This is a genomic window from Prevotella sp. S7-1-8, from assembly GCF_000758925.1.
Lineage (GTDB): Bacteria > Bacteroidota > Bacteroidia > Bacteroidales > Bacteroidaceae > Prevotella.
Window position 1 is genome coordinate 58,142 of record NZ_JRNC01000002.1, and the last position, 18,088, is coordinate 76,229.

The window sequence follows — 18,088 nt, forward strand, 5'->3', positions numbered from 1 at the left end:
CTATCAACCGCGAAGCCAACACAATGGCCTCGCGGTTTTTTTACCAAGACATCAAAAGAAAAAGGAAAAGCATTCCCAAAATCCGAGAAAAACATCTTTTTTGTCAAGAAACCACAATATCAGGGGCCGTTAGTGAGTTGTAATAATACAAGCCAGGCCACGCAGGTGGCTGACGGCCGACCATTCAAGACATGATTTTGACAAGATGCAAGACCAACATTCAAAAATAACCACCAAGCAATATTTGCTGCCATTCGCGCTCGTTACCTCGCTCTTCTTTTTGTGGGGTTTTGCCCGAGCCATTTTAGACGTGCTCAACAAGCATTTCCAAAACGCCCTGGACATCACCATCACGCAATCGTCGTTGATACAGGTGACCACCTATTTGGGCTATTTCATCATGGCCATCCCGGCCGGATGGTTCATCAATAGGCAAGGCTACCGCATGGGGGTGGTGTTCGGGCTGACACTATTCGGCATCGGGTCGTTGCTCTTCATACCCGGCGCCGAGGCCGGAACGTTCTACGCTTACTTGGGTGCGCTGTTCATCATCGGCTGCGGATTGGTATTCTTGGAGACAGCCGCCAATCCTTACGTCACAGAGCTTGGACACCCCGACAGCGCCACCAGCAGGCTAAACCTCTCACAATCGTTTAACGGCTTGGGATCGCTATCGGCAACATTCATCGTGGGGCAGTTTCTTTTTAACGGAACGGAGAGCGGCGGCAATATTGTCATTCCATACACCGCACTGGGCATAGTGGTGCTGATCATAGCGGTGGTATTTTCACGGGTGGACCTGCCCGAGATACAACACCGAATTACCGCCGAGGACCGCAGCCAGGGCACTCGCATCATGAAGCTCTTTCATCACCATCCCATGTTTGTCTTTGGACTGCTCGCGCTACTGGCTTACGAGATAGCGGAGATATCCATCAACAGCTATTTCATCAATTATGTCACGGCCAAAGGCTGGATGACAGACAACACCGCCTCCATCATCCTCACCGTAGCGCTCGGGCTGTTCATGGTGGGACGCTTTGCGGGTAGCTGGGCCATGCGGCGCGTCAAACCAGAACGCATGTTGCTATATTGCGCCACTGGCAGCGTGACATGCGTAGGCGTGGTCATGCTCAACCTTGGTGTCGTGTCGATGGTGGCCCTCGTTCTCAACTACATTTGCGAGGCCATCATGTTTCCCACCATCTTCTCGCTGTCGCTTCGGGGGTTGGGCAATCTCACCAAGAGCGCGTCGTCGCTGCTCATGATGACACCCATCGGTGGCTGCGGATTTCTGCTCATGGGCCTCATTGCCGACTCCACGCACATGATGAGCATGCCGTTCATTATACCGTTCATAGGCTTTTTCGTGGTATTGTTGTTCGCGTCGGAGCTTACACGCAAACAAAAGCCCACTATCCTGATAATTTGAGACTGAACCATGTCAAGAATTTCCTCATCTGCCCTTATCGCAAAACTCACGCTGGCAATATTGGCATCCATGCTGTGCGCCACCGTCTCGGCACGCCACATCTTGGGATGGGTGATAGGAGCCGACACCCGTCAGCCTCTGAAAGGCGTGCGCGTGGAACTGCTCTCGGCCGCGGACAGCACAGTGGTGGGCTCGGCCATCACCACTGAGAACAATTATTGGTACGGCAACACGCCCATGTACCAAATAGATGTGACAAACCATACCTCTTATATATTGCGCTTCTCGATGGTGGGCTACACCACCTTGTACCGCCCGGTCAAGGTGGAGATGGCCGATCGCGTGAACGAGCAAGTGATAGACGCGGTAAAAATGGAGCCCGCGGCCACTATGCTCGACGAGGTGACGGTAACCGCCACCAAGATAAAAATGGTGATGCACGGCGACACCTTGGTTTACAACGCGTCAGCGTTCAAGCTGAGCCAAGGCTCCATGCTCGACGCACTCATCAGGCAACTGCCCGGCGCCACGCTGCAAGACGGACTCATCAAGGTGAACGGGCGCACCGTCAGCTCGCTCCTTATAGACGGCCGCGACTTCTTCAAGGGTGACGCCAAAAAAGCTTTGGAAAACCTGCCGGCCTACACCGTGGATAAAATAAAGGCTTATGACAAGCTCGGACAGGATAGCCGACTGATGGGGCGCGACATGAACGATCGCACTTTCGTGCTCGACGTGAGCTTGAAAAAGCAATATCACCAAGGATTGATAGGCAACGCAGACATGGCCGGCGGCACCGACCGACGCTACAATGGCAAGCTCTTCGCCATGCGATACACCAAACGGTCGCGACTCACCGTGACGGCGGCAGCCAACAATATGAACGACCGCGGCACACCCGGCGAGGATGTCGACATGGAGACAGCACCCGACACAGGAGGCGGACTAACCGACACCAAAAGCGGCACGCTGACCTATCGCTACGAGGGGGCCGGCGAAGATAACTATATAGAGTGTACGACCGCACTCTCACGCTCAGACAACGAGACGACACAGCGCATCACGTCGCAAAACTTCCTGACCGGCGGAGACCACTATGGCTTGGCACAATCGACCAATCGCAACAAAAACACCGCATGGAACACGGGGCTATATTTCAGCCTGACACCGGGACAGCACATGCTCTCGGGAAACTCCTCCATAAACATCAGCAAAGGCAATGGATGGAGCAACAGCCGATCCGCGCGCCTCAATGCCAAACCAAGCGCAATCGCCACCCTTGACAGTTTGTTCATGCCCAAGTCTGGCCAGCGCCTATTGGCCATGACCATCAACCGCGTGCGAAACGACCGGCTTTTCCAAACCAACACCCTGTCGTATGACGCCGACCTTACAGACCGCATAGCTTTTGGCAAGGACAAAGAAAACAGCTGGAACAACATGTTGACCATGAGGGCAAACGCGAACTATGAACGGACCAATAACGACAGCCACGCCCTGAACCACATAGACTACATGGCCGCACAAGGCACGAACGACCATCGCAGACAATACGAAGAAACACCTATTCACAACTACTCGATAGACGCCAACATAGACTACACCCGCCTGATAAACATGGACACAACCAACACGGCATCCATCTATATCAGGCCAAGTTATCAGTTCAGACAGACATACAGTGACACCGACCACAGCCTCTACCGATTAGACCAATTAGCCCATTACACCGACTCGGCCTACGCATTGGGCGTGTTGCCCTCCACGCGCGAGGCCCTGACCAGCGCGCTCGACAGAATGAACAGCTATCGTAACCGAACGAGAAACGTGGAGCATACGGCCAGCATGACCTTCAACTACAACCACGGCGACGGAACGCGCCGACCGCAATATGTCGTGGAGCTTACGCTACCCATACGCGAGCGATACGAGAAGATAGAATATTACCGCAACAAAAGCTACTCCAAGGAACGACACTCGTTGCTCTTCGAGCCCACGCTGAACTTCACTTACCATTTCAACGACTCCACTGGCCTGCGATTAGCCTCGGTCACCTATTCCACCAACCAGCAGCAACCGTCGCTGACCTCCATGCTCGACATACGCGACGACGCCAACCCCTTGATAGTGACCCTTGGCAACGAGCACCTGAAAAAATCGAGAACGCACGGCCTTTTCATGATGGCGGCCATCTTCAACATGGCCTCGCAACGCAACTACAGCGTCAGCATGAACGCCAGCATCATCCAGAACGCCATCGCAACGGCTAACGTGTATGACAAAGCGACAGGCATCACCACCACCCGACCGGCAAACATCAACGGCAACTGGAACGCTGGAGCCGCCGTGCAGACCACCACACCAATAGACAGACGCAAACGCATCATGCTGGAAGAAGCCTTCTCCGCCAACTATAGCAACAACGTGGATCTCACCACCGTTAAGGGGACGAATATCGAGCGCAGCGAAGTGCACAACTGGACCCTGGCCAACAACCTCAACGTGAGCTACCAACTGTCTGACAATTTGAGGGCAGAACTGAAAACAGCAATCACACACCAGCGAGCCACGAGCGACCGAAACGACTTCCAAGCGGTGAGCGCGTGGGACTGCAACGTAGGCCTGAGCGGCAGCATAAAACTGCCTTGGGGCATGGAGTGCGCCACAAGCATCGTGGACTATATACGCCGAGGCTACAACGATCCACAGATGAACACCAACGAAACCGTGTGGAACATGCGCCTCACCAAGCAGTTCATGAACGACAAGCTGGCCCTGTCGATAGATGGGTTTGACATCTTGGGCAACTTGAGCAACAACATGTTCACGCTCGACGCGCAAGGGCGCACAGAGACTTGGACCAACTCGTTGAACCGTTTTTTCATGATTCGGGCCGCCTACAAATTCACCTTTGGCATGGAAAAACCCTCCAGCACAATCTTCTGACAATAACATGAGCACAAACAAGCCACCACGCCTTGAAAGAGACGCAGAATGTCTCCAACTATGCTATGACATCATTTTTGGCGCATGGGCGCACGACCACCATCATGCCATGTCATCTACAAAAAATATATTATGAACATTGGCGCGCCATATTGACGGTCCGTGATAAATCACGCCCCTACGGGCAACACGGCGCGCAACAATCCAACGATCCGCGCGCCTTTGAAATTGAGTTTTAATATGTGGCAAGAAATAACGACGAACTATGAACGAAGAGCGAAACATTGACGAGCGTTTCATGCGCATGGCACTCGCTGAAGCCGAGGCGGCGTATAGTGAGGGCGAGATACCCATAGGCGCGGTGGTGGTGTGTCAAGGCCGCGTGATAGCGCGGGCGCACAACCAGACCGAGACGTTAGGCGACGTGACGGCGCACGCCGAGATGCTTGCCATCACCGCCGCGGCGGCCGCCCTTGGGGGCAAATACCTGCCCGACTGCTCGCTATACGTGACCGTGGAGCCATGCGCCATGTGCGCTGGCGCCATGGGATGGGCGCAGATAGGTCGCGTGGTGTATGGCGCGGACGAGGAAAAGCGTGGCTACACGCGGCTCGCGCCCATGACGCTACACCCCAAGGCCACCGTGACACGAGGCGTGTTGGCCGGGGAGTGCAAGGCCTTGATGCAGGCTTTTTTTAGAGACAAGAGACGATGAGCTACCCACGAAACGGCTGGCCTTGGCGGCTCATCGACCATCGGCGAGTTTGAGACTGTCGTAGACACGGTCAAAGACGGCGCGCAAACACGCCTTGTCAGCAATCACCTCGCGCACAGCGGTGAGATACTTGTGGTTGGGCGAGTTGGGTATCCACAGTTTGATATAACCCTCGCTGCTGTATTTTTGCTCCATGTGACGCTCGAACCGCTGCCATTGCCGCTCCCTGTCCAAGTCGGGATAATGGTCCAGGCCATACTCCACGGCCCTCGCGAAAACCACCTCTGGGGTAAGGTCGCGGTCTGCCTCGGCCACGATTTTGCCGTATATGCTGCGCGGCTCGCGCGAGGCCGAGGCCCGGTGGTCCTCCACGGCCTCTTTCATCACGCTTATTTGGTCTGGCGAAAACCACCTGTCCAATCTGCGATCGGCGGCGAGTATCTTGCCGCCCGTGATATGGTGTATGGCGCGCGGGCCGCTCATGCCAAGGTCGTGGTAGGCCGCTATGGCGTACACCATGTTGACGTCGGCGCCCAATTGCTGCGCCAGCTCCATTGAGTTGGCGATGACGCGCTGCACGTGGGCTAGTCCGTGGGCGCGGTCGAAAGCGTTGTATTTAGGGAGGATGGCGGTCTCCACAAAAGCCATCAAGTCTAAGTTCACTTGCATACTGGGAGTGTTAAAATGTTTATTCACTTGCAAATGTAGCAAATAATGGCTATTTTTGCAACATTATGATGGACGAAACAAACGTAAAGACCAATTCTTTTCGCGCCTGGGCGCTCGCAGCTCGCCCCAAGACGCTGTCCGGGGCAGCCGTGCCTGTAATGATAGGCGCGGCCCTGGCGTGGGCCGACGCTGGCGGGCACATAGCGTGGGGAGCCGCTGGGCTTTGCCTGCTATTCGCGATGACGATGCAGGTGGACGCCAATCTTGTGAACGATTACTTCGACTTCAGGCGAGGCAACGACGACGCGGCAACGCGCTTGGGGCCGCCCCGAGCCTGCTCCATGGGGTGGGTGTCGGCCCGCGCCATGCGCCGGGCCATCGCTATCGTCACGGCCGTGGCGTGCGTCGCCGGGCTGCCCTTGGCATGGATGGGCGGCTGGCCCATGGTGGGCGTGGGGGTGGCATGCGTGGCATTTTGCTTCTTGTACACCACCAAACTGTCTTACATGGGGTTAGGAGACGCGCTGGTAATCGTTTTTTTCGGACTCGTGCCCGTGTGTCTCACATATTATTTGAGCCTTCCACCTCACGAGCGCGGCGTGAGCGCCGAGGTGGTGGTGGGCGCGGTGGCCTGCGGACTGGTAACAGACACATTGTTGATAGTGAACAACTATCGAGACATTGACAACGATATACGCGACGGCAAACTCACCCTCGTGGCTCGGATAGGGCCCAGCGCAGGCAGACTCCTGTACCTTTGGGTGGGCGTGGCTGCCGTGGCCTTGGGTGTGGCCTACGTGGCCAGGGGGCACGCCGGCGGCTTCGCGCTCCCCATCGTCTCGTACCTGTGGCTACACATAGGCGCGTACCGACGGCTGAGGGGCATGGAGCGCGACCACAAGCTCAACGAATTGTTAGGGCAGACAGCACGCAACATGATAGTGTATGGCATGGCGGTGGCGGCAGGCGTGGCCATATCGGCGTGACCCCGGAGCGGCGCGCGGACGACAACACGCGGCCAACACGAACGCGCCCACCTGCAACACAAAAGATGACGACGTGACAAAAAAAACGCCATCGTTGGATTTTTCGTCTATTTATGACCACGTTTGTCGATAAAAATTCTTAACTTCGCGCAAAACTAATGGTGTCTATCTATCAAACAGATACCTCCCCAAACGTGCGCATACAAGCTACAGGCCACGCACGTGACATATAATTCATATAATTAACGTATTGAAGAAATGAAAGGAATAATATTGGCAGGTGGCTCGGGCACGCGTTTGTACCCCATCACCAAGGGCATTAGCAAACAACTCATACCAATATACGACAAGCCGATGATATACTATCCGCTGTCAGTGCTGATGCTATCTGGCATTCGTGACGTGCTCATCATCTCCACGCCATACGACTTGCCAGGCTTTGAGCGCCTGCTCGGCGATGGCCATGAGATAGGCATGCGGATAGAATACGCCGAGCAACCATCGCCCGACGGCCTGGCGCAAGCTTTCATCATAGGCGAGAAATTCATAGGCAAAGATAGCGTCTGCTTGGTGCTGGGCGACAACATCTTTTACGGAGCGGGCTTCACGCGCATACTGCAAGAGAGCGTGAACGCCGCCATATGCGAGGACAAGGCAACCATCTTCGGCTATTACGTGAACGACCCCGAGCGATATGGCGTGGCCGAGTTTGACGCGGACGGCACATGCCTGAGCATAGAGGAGAAACCCAAAAACCCAAAAAGCAACTACGCCGTGGTGGGGCTGTACTTCTATCCCAACAGCGTGGTAGACATAGCCAAGAACATAAAACCCAGCGAGCGAGGCGAGCTGGAAATAACATCGGTCAACCAAGAGTACTTGGCGAGAGCAGCCCTGAAAATCAAAACCTTGCCCCGAGGGTTCGCGTGGCTTGACACGGGCACGCACGACAGCTTGGCCGAGGCCGGCAACTTCGTGGAGGTGATCGAGAAACGGCAGGGGCTAAAAGTGGCTTGCTTAGAGGAAATAGCCTACAAGCAGGGTTGGATAACCTTCGACCAACTCATCGAGGCGGCAACGCCAATGGCCAAGAACGATTATGGCAAGTATCTATTGAAAATGGCTGAAGAAAACAAGCGACTATCATAATAAAGAGAAAATTACAAAAAACATACAATGGAAGAAAACAATAAAACGGTAGCGGAATACACCGAACAACCCGAAGCGGAAAAATCGACATTCGATTTCGCCACCATTTACACCACGCTCATTCTCAACTGGAAGTGGTTTTTGCTATCCTTCATCATCTGCCTCGGCGCAGCGGCCATATACCTGCGCTACAAGACGCCTGTTTACCAGGCTTCGGCAAAGCTGCTCATCAAGGACAACAACACCAACAGCCGACGCAGCATGCTCAACAGTTCGACGTTCGGAACGATCTCAAACTCGGCCGGCATTGAAAACGAGATGGAGATACTGACCTCGCACTCGTTGGCCCAACAGGCCGTAAGAGACCTGAAGCTCTACACCAACTATTACACAATGGGCAAGGTAAAAGAGGTGCTGAATTACAAAACGCAGCCCATCAACGTGGACATCGACCCCGAGCACTTGGAGAAACTCAACGCCCCAATCTCCTTGACCATAAAGCGAGAAGGCTCCAAATACCACGTGGAGGGCACCTACTACGTGCCTGTTGGCGACAACAACGCGAACGGCCCATACGCCATAGATAAAACGCTGGCGCAACTACCGGCCAGCATAGGCACACGCGCTGGCATACTGAGCTTTAGCCTGAACGGCATGGCCACCATGCCGGAAGGAGAGAAACTGAAAGTGACCATCACGTCGCCACGCATGGCCGCCTACAAATACGTGGCCGCGCTGAACGTGGCCCAGACCAACAAATCGACCACAATAGCCCAATTGGTGGTAATGGACGAGAGCCCACAGCGAGCCATGGACTACCTGCAACAACTCGCGCTGTGTTATAACCGGCAGGCCAACGAGGACAAAAATGAGGTGGCCATGCGAACCGAGGAGTTTATAAACGGCCGCTTGGAAAAGATAAACGCGGAGCTTGGCAACACCGAGGGACAACTCGAGAGCTACAAACGTCGCAACAACATCGTACAATTAGACATGAACGCAGGGCAGGCCATGGGCAACGCCGACGAGTATGCGAAGAAATTGGCCGAGGCCAACACGCAGGTGCAATTGGCCGACGAGATGGTGAGATACATGAACAACCCCGCCAACAAAAACCAGCCGCTGCCCTCAAACGTGGGCATTGACGACCAATCGGTAACATCGCTCATCACCAATTACAACGCGCTGGTGCAAAAGCGCAACCTCCTTTTGCAAAGCGCCAGCGAGACGTCGCCCAGCGTGACGCCACTCACCTCGCAGATAGGCGAGCTTGAAGGAGCCATCAGGCGATCTCTCAACCAGACGCGCCGCAACATGAACATCCAACGCAACTCGGTGGCGTCGCAATACAGCGTGTACCAAGGCAGGGTGGGACAAAACCCCGAGCAGGAGCGCATGCTCACGCAGATAGGCCGCCAACAGGAAGTGAAATCGGGGCTATACCTCATGCTCTTGCAAAAACGCGAGGAAAACTCCATATCGCTCGCCGCCACCGCCGACAAAGGCAAACTCATAGACCAACCCACTCTCATGGGACAGGTGAGCCCCAACCGAAACACGATACTGCTCGCGGCACTGATCGTCGCCCTGGCGCTGCCCGCCCTGATATTATTCTTGATACAGTTCTTCCATTACAAGATAGAGGGACACGAAGACGTGGCACGGCTCACCAAGCTGCCCATTCTGGCCGACGTGGCGGTGGCGTCGGAAACCGCCAAGACCAAAGCGGACATCGTGGTGCATGAGAACAAAAACAACATGATGGAGGAAATATTCCGCTCTTTGCGCACCAACCTGCAATTCATGCTCACCGGCGACCAGAGGGTCTTCATGTTTACATCAACCATCTCGGGCGAGGGCAAGACCTTCATCACCTCAAACCTCGCGGTGTCGTTCGCGCTGTTAGGCAAGAAAGTGATATTGGTGGGGCTTGACATACGCAAGCCGCGACTGGCCGAACTGTTTGAGATAAACGACAACTCGCACGGCATCACCAACCTGCTCGTGAGGGACAACCCCGACTGGGCGACCATACAAAGCCAGATATTGCCCTCGGGCATCAACAACAACCTCGACTTGCTCATGGCCGGGCCCATTCCGCCCAACCCCGCCGAGCTCGTGTCGCGCAAGAGTCTTGGTGAGATTTTCGCCGAGTTGCGCCAACACTACGACTACATTCTCGTGGACACGGCGCCCGTGGGCCTCGTGACCGATACCATACAAGTGGGCAACGTGTGCGACCTCACGGTATATACCTGCCGAGCCGACTATACACCCAAAGAGAGCTTCGAGCTCATCAACGACCTTGCCGCCACCAAGAAGCTGCCCAAGATAGGCATTGTCATCAACGGCATAGACATGTCCAAGAAAAAACACGGCTACTACTATGGCTATGGACGCTATGGCCGTTACGGACGCTACGGGCGTTACGGCAAATACGGCCATCATGGCACATACGGTAGTTACGGTAGCTATGGCAACTACAGCAAAAGCCACTATGTCGACGTGAACGACGACTCTGTCAAGAAATAACCCCCAAGCACATGGCAACAATCGCGGTAGACTTTGACGGCACAATCGTGGAGCATCGCTATCCACGCATCGGCGAGGAGCGCCCTTTTGCCACCGAGACCCTGCGCATGCTCATCAACGACCATCACCGGCTCATCCTTTGGACCGTACGCGAGGGCCATCTGTTGCAAGAGGCCATAGACTGGTGCCATGAGCGCGGGGTGGATTTTTGGGCCGTGAACCGTGACTACCCAGAGGAGGAGGTGGAAAAAAACAACCACTTCAGCCGCAAGCTAAAAGCGGATTATTTCATAGACGACCGCGGCATCGGCGGATTGCCCGACTGGGGACAGATATACCGCATCATCTCCGAGCGCCGTACATACGCCGATATCATGCGCGAGTCCATGGGACACGTTTCCGAGGAGCGCACAAGGCGCAAAAAATGGTGGTGGAAATGATGGGGCAAGGCACCGCCCAAGACCGCCGCTCGCGACAGCGCAACCTTTTTTAAACACCAAACAATGACCAAGCAGGATCTCAAAATTGTATTCATGGGCACGCCAGACTTCGCGGTGAGCACGCTCGACAGACTTGTCAACGAACGGTTCAACGTGGTGGCGGTGGTGACGCAGCCCGACAAGCCAGTGGGCCGTCACCAGAACGTTTCGCAGCCATCGGCCGTGAAGCGGTACGCCATGGGACATGGCATACCGGTGTTGCAACCCGCGAGGATGAAAGACGCGGAATTTATTAGCGAGCTGGCCACTTACAAAGCCGACATCCAAGTGGTGGTGGCCTTTCGCATGTTGCCCGAGATAGTGTGGAGCATGCCACCCTGCGGCACGTTTAACGTACACGCGGCCTTGTTGCCCCAGTATCGGGGAGCGGCTCCCATCAATTGGGCCATCATCAATGGCGAAACGCAAACGGGGGTTACAACGTTCTTTCTTGACCACGACATAGACACCGGGCGTATCATCCTACAAAAAAGATTTGACATTCCCGACGACGCCGACGCGGAATATGTATACGACGGATTGGCCGCCCTCGGAGCGGACATCGCCGTGGAGACGCTACACCGTGTCATCGACGGCGGCGGGCACATAGCGTCCACACCGCAAGATCAATGGGACAAAGATGGTTGCCAAACGGGAGGCCAGCTACAACCCGCGCCCAAGATTTTCAAGGACACTTGTCGCGTGCGGTGGGACCAAAGCGCCAAGCGAGTGTACGATTTCATACGCGGCTTGTCTCCCTACCCCACAGCTTGGACCACACTCTGCCAAGACAGCATGGACAAAGCACTCACTCTAAAAATATTCAAAGCCCTGAAAACGGGCATCACCGCCACAGGCCACGAGCCCGGCAGCATGCGCGTGGAGAGACACCGCCTGCTCGTGGCTTGCGCCGACGAGTGGCTGGAGCTCACCGAGTTGCAACTGGCTGGCAAGCGCCGAATGCGCGCCAGCGACTTCCTTAATGGCAACCATGACATAGATTTGGCCCATCTCTCATAGGAGCACCGACGATACTGCGGACAACCCATTTGGGCACGCTGACGCGCGCACGCCATCTCCATGGCTCAGCTGATATTTAATGGGGGAGCTGAAGGCTCAGTGGGCATTTACTTTTGGGGGGCATCTCAGGTCCCTACGATTGTGGTAACCATGTATAACCGCGAACAGGATTAAAGACAGGAAGACATGATGTGGGCATAAGAGTTCATAAGCGTAAATTTCTACCGCGCTTAGACGCTTCTTGAATCCGATATAATTGTCTTCATTCATTCTTTGCTCCCCATTCTTCACTCTTCACTCCTTAGTCTTCATTTTATAAAATATAATTACTGTTTTTTTGATCATTATTTTCGAGTCATCCAGAGCAAAAAGAGCTATCTTTTTTTGTCAAAATCAAGTAGAGCGTTACCAAAAATCATAAGAGTGCCGCGATTGGCACTTTCTCACGGCGTGATTAGGCCTTGTTGGCTTCGCGAAAGAGGCGCGATCGCGCCGCGATAGCGACCTTCTCACACCGCCATTTGGCGCTAAACCGCGGACCACAAAAAAGGAGAATATAGGCTGTTTTTTAAAAGACACTGAATGTCAATCATTTACAAACTATCGCAGATTTCGCGTATTTCGGACGATGGCAAACTTATTTTTAAACAAGCGAATTTGAGAGGGGTGTTTGTTCAAATAATTGACAAATTCCAAATTCCCAAGAACCGCGTTCCGGACAAGCGGGTTTTTAAAGGAAAAAACCGAAAACGCGTACATATTGCGCAGACATCCCGAAGCGCGCGCGCGCCACATTCGCCCACCTATATTGTACATGGCGAGCGTCTCGTCAAAATACATGTGGGCATCATTGTAACGATGGGTTAACCTCGATAGCAACATGAGACTCCTCGCTTTTTCCACCGAGCCATCCCCATGCCACGCCAAAGGGCAAGGCGCCAAGCCTCAACGAGACTTGGCGCCTTGCTTTATACACAGACAGCGCTTACAGCTCCCAGCCAATAGCCGACGCTCCCAACACGGCGGCCGAGCTGCCCTCCAAGGCGCTCACCAAGAACTTGGCCTTGCCCTTGAACACTTTGAGCACATGCTTGTCGTAGCTGCGACGTATAGGGTCCATGATAAGCTCGCCAGCGTTGGTCAATCCACCAAAAAACACAAATGCCTCCGGCGACAAGAACGTCGCGAAATCCGCGCACGCCTGACCCAACATGTCGCCCGTAAACTCAAAAATGCTTTTCGCCATCGCGTCGCCCTTGCCAGCGGCAACGCTCACGTCGAGCGAAGTGATCTTGTCGGCGTCAAGCTCGCGCAACAACGAAGGCTCGTCAGACTGGCTCAACATCTCGCGAGCCGTGCGCGCCACGCCCGTGGCCGAGCAGTAAGCCTCCAAGCAACCTGTGCGGCCACATCCGCATGAGCGGCCATTTTCGCGCACCATCGTGACGTGGCCCAGCTCGCCGGCAAAACCGTCAGAGCCATACACCACGTGCCCGTCTATCACGATGCCCGAGCCCACGCCCGTGCCAAGCGTGATCATCACGAAGTTTTTCAAACCGCGCGCCACGCCATACGTCATCTCGCCAATGGCGGCCGCGTTGGCGTCGTTGGTAAGCCCGACAGGCACGCCAAGCGCTTTCGAGAACATGTCGGCCAAAGGCACTATACCATTGTGCCCCCATACCAGATTGGGCGCAAACTCTATTGTCCCATTGTAGAAATTGCCGTTTGGCGCGCCAATGCCCATGGCCTTGATTTTATCAATGCCACCCACTTGGTAGATAATGACGTTGAGAGCGTCCACCGCCGCTTTCACGTACTCCTCCGCGGTATCATAGCCTTGCGTCTTGATGGCTGTCGTAGCCTTTATCTCGCCTCGACTGTCCACTATCCCGAAGACAGAGTTCGTGCCGCCAAGGTCCAAGCCAATGACGTACGGTTTCATCAATTCTTGTTCGTTCATTTTATATCTTTTTTAAGTTAGCGTAGTCTCTTACCATAATTAGATTGCGCAAGCAGAGCGCAACGGGGCGAAGCCTCAAATTGCCGAGGCGATGCCAATCTTTTGCAAAGATAACAAAACATTTGAGATTTAAAAGGGTATTCATCGCTTTTTTTTGAATTTCAAAACATAGGAAAAGTTGAGCCCGCGCAACCTTAAAAAAACTCGCAAACATTTGGACGATAAGTAAAGTTTCTGTAACTTTGCCTATATATCCTTTAAAAAAATGACACAAGAAGAAGATATCAAAAAGGCCGTCGATGTCTTAAAGAATGGCGGCGTTATCCTATACCCCACCGACACCGTGTGGGGCATCGGCTGCGACGCCACCAACGCCGAAGCCGTGGCCAAGGTGTACGCCATCAAAAAGCGCGACGACTCCAAGGCTCTCATCTGCCTCGTGGACTCAGACGCGCGGTTGCAGCGGTACGTGCGCCAAGTGCCCAACATAGCTTGGGACCTCATGGACGCTGCCGTGAAACCCACCACCGTCATCCTCGACGGCGCCGTGAACCTCGCCCCCAATCTTATCGCCGACGATGGCAGCATAGCGCTGCGTATCACCAACGAGCCTTTCTCGCGCCAACTGTGCTACCGTTTCCAAAAAGCCATTGTCAGCACCAGCGCCAACATCAGCGGAGAGCCAGCCGCCCAAAACTACCAAGACATCTCGCAAGAGCTGTTAGACAGCGTGGACTACGTATGCTTCTCAAGGCGCAACGAGCACAAGCCGCACACGCCCAGCTCCATTGTCAAGCTCGGTCCCACTGGCGAGGTCACCATCATCAGATAAACAGCATTTCACATTTACGGCCCACAGTCCCGCGACAAGGCGCGCGCCTTAAATTTTTCGCGTCGACAAAACAACAGCAAGAAAGTGATAGCAAAACTCATAGCTTGGAAAAACAACACGCTTACCAATAAGCAAGCCACCTACATCCTTGCGTTCATCATCGGTTTCTTGGCCTCCGTGGCAGCCTTCATGCTCCATGGTCTCATCAAGCTGATACAGCGACTACTAAGCTACGGATTTTTCACCGAACGAGCCAACTGGCTCTTTCTTGTGGTGCCAGTGGTGGGCATTTACCTCACTTCGCTTTTTATCAAATACGTAGTGCGTGACAATATCTCGCATGGCATTACTCGAGTGCTCTACGCCATCGCAACCAAAAACTCTCTCATACGGGCGCACAACACATGGAGCTCCGTGGTGGCGTCGGCCATCACCATCGGATGCGGCGGGTCTGTGGGAGCCGAGGCGCCTATTGTGCTCACAGGGTCGGCCATCGGATCCAATCTTGGCAGACTGTTCAACATGAACAAACGCACCGTGATGCTATTGGTGGGCTGTGGCGCCGCGGCGGCCATCGCAGGCATTTTCAAGGCCCCCATCGCAGGCTTGGTGTTCACCTTGGAAGTGCTTATGATAGACCTCACCATGGCCTCATTGGTACCAATCCTTATCTCGAGCATCACGGCCGACATCTTCTCATACCTTTTCACGGGAACTTCCACGCTCTTCACGTTTCATCTTGACAGCGCATGGAGCGTGGAGCGCATACCAGGCACCGTTCTCTTGGGCGTGATGTGCGGACTGATGAGCCTCTATTTCATGCGCATGATGAATTTTTGCGAGAGCAAGTACGCCATGATGCGCCATCATTTCTACGCCAAACTCTTAGTGGGCGGATTGGTGCTAAGCTCACTCATATTCCTTTTTCCGGCGCTCTATGGCGAAGGTTACGATGCCATCGCCATCTTCATGGAGGGCCAAACCGAGGCCGACTGGTCCAAGATAATGGACGGTTCTCTCTTCTATGGGCATCCGGAGCTGCTCTTGGTCTATGTCGCGCTTGTCATGTTTACCAAGATCGTGGCCACATCCTCCACCAATGGGGCAGGCGGATGCGGCGGAACTTTCGCGCCGTCGCTCTTCGTGGGTGGCTTCGCCGGATTTCTCTTCGCGCACTTTTGGAACAAGGAGCAAATAGGCATGTACCTGCCCGAGAAAAATTTCACGCTCCTTGGCATGGCTGGCGTGATGGCTGGCGTGATGCACGCGCCACTCACGGGCATCTTCCTCATAGCCGAGATTACGGGCGGTTATCAATTGTTCGTACCCCTCATCATCGTGTCGGTGGTGAGTTTCATGGTCATCAACATCTTTGAGTCACACAGCATATACGCCATGCGATTGGCGCGCGAGGGGCGATTGCTCACTCATCACACCGATCGCAGCGTGCTCACCATGCTCAGCATGGGTTCCGTGGTGGAGCGAGAGTGCACAACCGTCACGCCGGAGATGCCCATGTACAAACTCATCTCCGTACTCACGAGCAGCCGCGACATGCTCCTCCCGGTGGTAGACGACAACAAGCACCTGCTCGGCATGATAGACATCAACAAGATACGGCACTATGTTTTCCGCACCGAACTGTACCATCGCTTCCGCGTCAGCCAACTCATGGTGCCCGTTCCGGCCATCTTGTACGACAACGAGCCCATGGAAGAAGTAATGGCCAAGTTTGACGCCACTAACGCAGACGCACTGCCCGTGGTGGACATTGACAACCACCTGCAAGGCATCGTATCAAAGACACGCCTGTACCACGCCTATCGCCAGCTCGTCGCCGACTTCTCCGCCGAGTGAGAAACCGCCAGCTATACATGAGCGGGCAGCCACGCCTACCCTTCAACGCGACGCGACAAGGCCGGAATGGCGCCACTCCCGCAAACCCACAAACCGGCAAAGGTGAGCGCGCCATTGAGCATGAGCAACTCATAGCCAAATTTGTAGCCCGTGGCGGCAAGGGTTAAGCTGTCGATAGCATAACAAAGCAATGGCGATGCCACACAGATATAAGGTACCATACGGTCGCGCGTGGGGCGACGAGTGAGCAGGCCATAGGCAAAAAGGCCAAGGAGCGGCCCATAGGTATAAGAGCAAAGAATATAGATGGCATCAATGACACTCGTGGAATTGAGCGCCTTGAACAGCATGATGAACAGCGTGAACACCACCGCCACGCCAATGTGGGCTTTTCGGCGTAGCCGCTCGTCAGTGGGTTTGCCACAGATATCCACGCAAAAACAAGTGGTGAGAGCTGTCAAGGCTGAGTCGGCCGAGGAGAACGCGGCGGCCAAGACACCAATGGTGAAGAGCACCACGACAACCGTGCCCAAACTGCCTGTGGCCGCGAACATGGGCAACAAGTCATCGCCCTGGGCCGGGAGCGCCATGCCTTGCTGTCGAGCAAGCGTCATCAACAACACGCCAAGGCCCAAAAACAAAGCGTTGGCCGGCAAAAAAGCAAAACCATACACGCACATGTCTTTCTGCGCGTCACGCAGTGTCTTGCACGTCAGGTTCTTCTGCATCATGTCCTGGTCAAGTCCGGTCATCACGATGGTGACAAAAATACCACTAAGAAACTGCTTCCAAAAATACTGCCTCGACATCCAATCGCCAAACTCGAACACCCTGCCATGGGCGTCGGCGGCGATGGCTGACAATGCCTCGACAGGAGTGAGCCCCAGCCTGGACACCACATGAAGAATAATCAGGATGAGCGCTGTAAACATGCAGGCCGTTTGCAACGTATCGGTCCACACCAATGTCTTGATGCCACCGCGCCGTGTGTAGAGCCATATAAGGCACACCATAACCACAACCGTGAGCGGAAACGGAACGCCCACCGGTCCAAGCACAAACCGTTGCAAGATGAAACACACCACATAAAAGCGCACGGCGGCGCCCGTCATCTTGGACAAAAGAAAAAAACAAGCACCCGACTGGTATGACCGACGGCCCAACCGACGGCCCAACCAAGCGTAGATGGTGGTGAGATTGAGCCGGTAATAGAAGGGCAGCAACACAAACGCCACGATGAAATATCCGAGTATGAAACCCAAGCACATTTGCAAATAGGTCATATCTGTCTTGATCGCCATGCCGGGCACTGACACAAACGTGATGCCGGAGATGCTGGCGCCCACCATGCCAAACGCTACCATATGCCAAGGCGATTGGCGATTGCCCCTGTAAAATGTGTCGTTATCAGAGCGCCGAGTGGTGAGCCTGCTAAAACACAGCAACACGGCGAAATATCCAAAAACAGTGAGAAGTATCAACATAACAACTGCAAAGGTAAGTTTTTT

General features: G+C 54.5%; 13 protein-coding genes. 10 read left to right on the forward strand and 3 right to left on the reverse strand.

All coding sequences use genetic code 11. The features are described from left to right. The first annotated feature begins 205 nt into the window (after positions 1 to 205). From HMPREF1640_RS00250 to HMPREF1640_RS00260, 3 genes are all read left to right on the forward strand, one after another. Positions 206 to 1,432, forward strand: coding sequence for a sugar MFS transporter (locus HMPREF1640_RS00250; protein WP_036891396.1), 1,227 nt, complete (start codon positions 206 to 208; stop codon positions 1,430 to 1,432). A gap of 9 nt (positions 1,433 to 1,441) precedes the next feature. Continuing rightward, positions 1,442 to 4,378 (forward strand): outer membrane beta-barrel protein, encoded by a 2,937-nt coding sequence (locus tag HMPREF1640_RS00255; protein ID WP_231565802.1) that lies wholly within the window; start codon positions 1,442 to 1,444, stop codon positions 4,376 to 4,378. A gap of 265 nt (positions 4,379 to 4,643) precedes the next feature. Next, positions 4,644 to 5,093: a nucleoside deaminase gene (locus HMPREF1640_RS00260; protein ID WP_036891397.1), complete on the forward strand. Its 450-nt coding sequence runs from the start codon at positions 4,644 to 4,646 to the stop codon at positions 5,091 to 5,093. Between the two features lie 30 nt (positions 5,094 to 5,123). Here HMPREF1640_RS00260 and HMPREF1640_RS00265 read toward each other — a convergent pair whose 3' ends face one another. After that, complete coding sequence (locus HMPREF1640_RS00265; RefSeq protein ID WP_036891398.1) at positions 5,124 to 5,762, reverse strand: HD domain-containing protein; 639 nt, start codon at positions 5,760 to 5,762, stop codon at positions 5,124 to 5,126. 68 nt (positions 5,763 to 5,830) lie between these two features. Here HMPREF1640_RS00265 and menA point away from each other — a divergent pair, with 68 nt between their 5' ends. The 5 genes from menA to fmt all read left to right on the forward strand — a co-directional run bounded on the left by menA (position 5,831) and on the right by fmt (position 11,928). After that, positions 5,831 to 6,748: a 1,4-dihydroxy-2-naphthoate octaprenyltransferase gene (gene menA / locus HMPREF1640_RS00270; RefSeq protein WP_036891421.1), complete on the forward strand. Its 918-nt coding sequence runs from the start codon at positions 5,831 to 5,833 to the stop codon at positions 6,746 to 6,748. A 258-nt stretch (positions 6,749 to 7,006) separates the two neighbouring features. Further along, complete coding sequence (gene rfbA, locus HMPREF1640_RS00275) at positions 7,007 to 7,897, forward strand: glucose-1-phosphate thymidylyltransferase RfbA (protein ID WP_036891399.1); 891 nt, start codon at positions 7,007 to 7,009, stop codon at positions 7,895 to 7,897. A 27-nt stretch (positions 7,898 to 7,924) separates the two neighbouring features. Then, on the forward strand, positions 7,925 to 10,429 hold the full coding sequence (locus HMPREF1640_RS00280) for a polysaccharide biosynthesis tyrosine autokinase (RefSeq protein WP_036891400.1): 2,505 nt from the start codon (positions 7,925 to 7,927) through the stop codon (positions 10,427 to 10,429). A gap of 11 nt (positions 10,430 to 10,440) precedes the next feature. Continuing rightward, the gene (locus HMPREF1640_RS00285; protein ID WP_036891401.1) at positions 10,441 to 10,869 is read left to right on the forward strand and encodes a BT0820 family HAD-type phosphatase; all 429 of its coding nucleotides are present in this window, start codon (positions 10,441 to 10,443) and stop codon (positions 10,867 to 10,869) included. A 63-nt stretch (positions 10,870 to 10,932) separates the two neighbouring features. Further along, a complete protein-coding gene (gene fmt, locus HMPREF1640_RS00290; RefSeq protein WP_036891403.1) occupies positions 10,933 to 11,928 on the forward strand; it encodes a methionyl-tRNA formyltransferase in 996 nt (331 codons plus the stop codon). A 985-nt stretch (positions 11,929 to 12,913) separates the two neighbouring features. Here fmt and HMPREF1640_RS00300 read toward each other — a convergent pair. Next, positions 12,914 to 13,891 (reverse strand): ROK family protein, encoded by a 978-nt coding sequence (locus tag HMPREF1640_RS00300; protein WP_036891406.1) that lies wholly within the window; start codon positions 13,889 to 13,891, stop codon positions 12,914 to 12,916. 265 nt (positions 13,892 to 14,156) lie between these two features. Between HMPREF1640_RS00300 and HMPREF1640_RS00310 the strand changes: the two genes are divergently transcribed. Together HMPREF1640_RS00310 and HMPREF1640_RS00315 are read left to right on the forward strand one after the other, a co-directional pair. After that, entirely contained in the window at positions 14,157 to 14,723 is a 567-nt protein-coding gene (locus HMPREF1640_RS00310) for an L-threonylcarbamoyladenylate synthase (protein ID WP_036891409.1), read from the forward strand. An 84-nt stretch (positions 14,724 to 14,807) separates the two neighbouring features. Beyond that, positions 14,808 to 16,580 carry a chloride channel protein gene (locus HMPREF1640_RS00315; protein WP_052051628.1) on the forward strand — a complete coding sequence of 591 codons (1,773 nt, stop codon included), beginning with the start codon at positions 14,808 to 14,810 and terminating at the stop codon, positions 16,578 to 16,580. A gap of 35 nt (positions 16,581 to 16,615) precedes the next feature. On the opposite strand, the gene HMPREF1640_RS00320 is transcribed toward HMPREF1640_RS00315, so the two are convergent. Then, positions 16,616 to 18,064, reverse strand: coding sequence for a sodium:solute symporter (locus HMPREF1640_RS00320; RefSeq protein ID WP_036891410.1), 1,449 nt, complete (start codon positions 18,062 to 18,064; stop codon positions 16,616 to 16,618). Positions 18,065 to 18,088 lie beyond the last annotated feature (24 nt).

Bases quoted from the DNA above. Each gene is read 5' to 3' on its own strand.
- HMPREF1640_RS00250 (WP_036891396.1), top strand. From the start codon at position 206: ATGCAAGACCAACATTCAAAAATAACCACCAAGCAATATTTGCTGCCA.
- HMPREF1640_RS00255 (WP_231565802.1), top strand. From the start codon at position 1,442: ATGTCAAGAATTTCCTCATCTGCCCTTATCGCAAAACTCACGCTGGCA.
- HMPREF1640_RS00260 (WP_036891397.1), top strand. From the start codon at position 4,644: ATGAACGAAGAGCGAAACATTGACGAGCGTTTCATGCGCATGGCACTC.
- HMPREF1640_RS00265 (WP_036891398.1), bottom strand. From the start codon at position 5,762: ATGCAAGTGAACTTAGACTTGATGGCTTTTGTGGAGACCGCCATCCTC.
- menA (WP_036891421.1), top strand. From the start codon at position 5,831: ATGGACGAAACAAACGTAAAGACCAATTCTTTTCGCGCCTGGGCGCTC.
- rfbA (WP_036891399.1), top strand. From the start codon at position 7,007: ATGAAAGGAATAATATTGGCAGGTGGCTCGGGCACGCGTTTGTACCCC.
- HMPREF1640_RS00280 (WP_036891400.1), top strand. From the start codon at position 7,925: ATGGAAGAAAACAATAAAACGGTAGCGGAATACACCGAACAACCCGAA.
- HMPREF1640_RS00285 (WP_036891401.1), top strand. From the start codon at position 10,441: ATGGCAACAATCGCGGTAGACTTTGACGGCACAATCGTGGAGCATCGC.
- fmt (WP_036891403.1), top strand. From the start codon at position 10,933: ATGACCAAGCAGGATCTCAAAATTGTATTCATGGGCACGCCAGACTTC.
- HMPREF1640_RS00300 (WP_036891406.1), bottom strand. From the start codon at position 13,891: ATGAACGAACAAGAATTGATGAAACCGTACGTCATTGGCTTGGACCTT.
- HMPREF1640_RS00310 (WP_036891409.1), top strand. From the start codon at position 14,157: ATGACACAAGAAGAAGATATCAAAAAGGCCGTCGATGTCTTAAAGAAT.
- HMPREF1640_RS00320 (WP_036891410.1), bottom strand. From the start codon at position 18,064: ATGTTGATACTTCTCACTGTTTTTGGATATTTCGCCGTGTTGCTGTGT.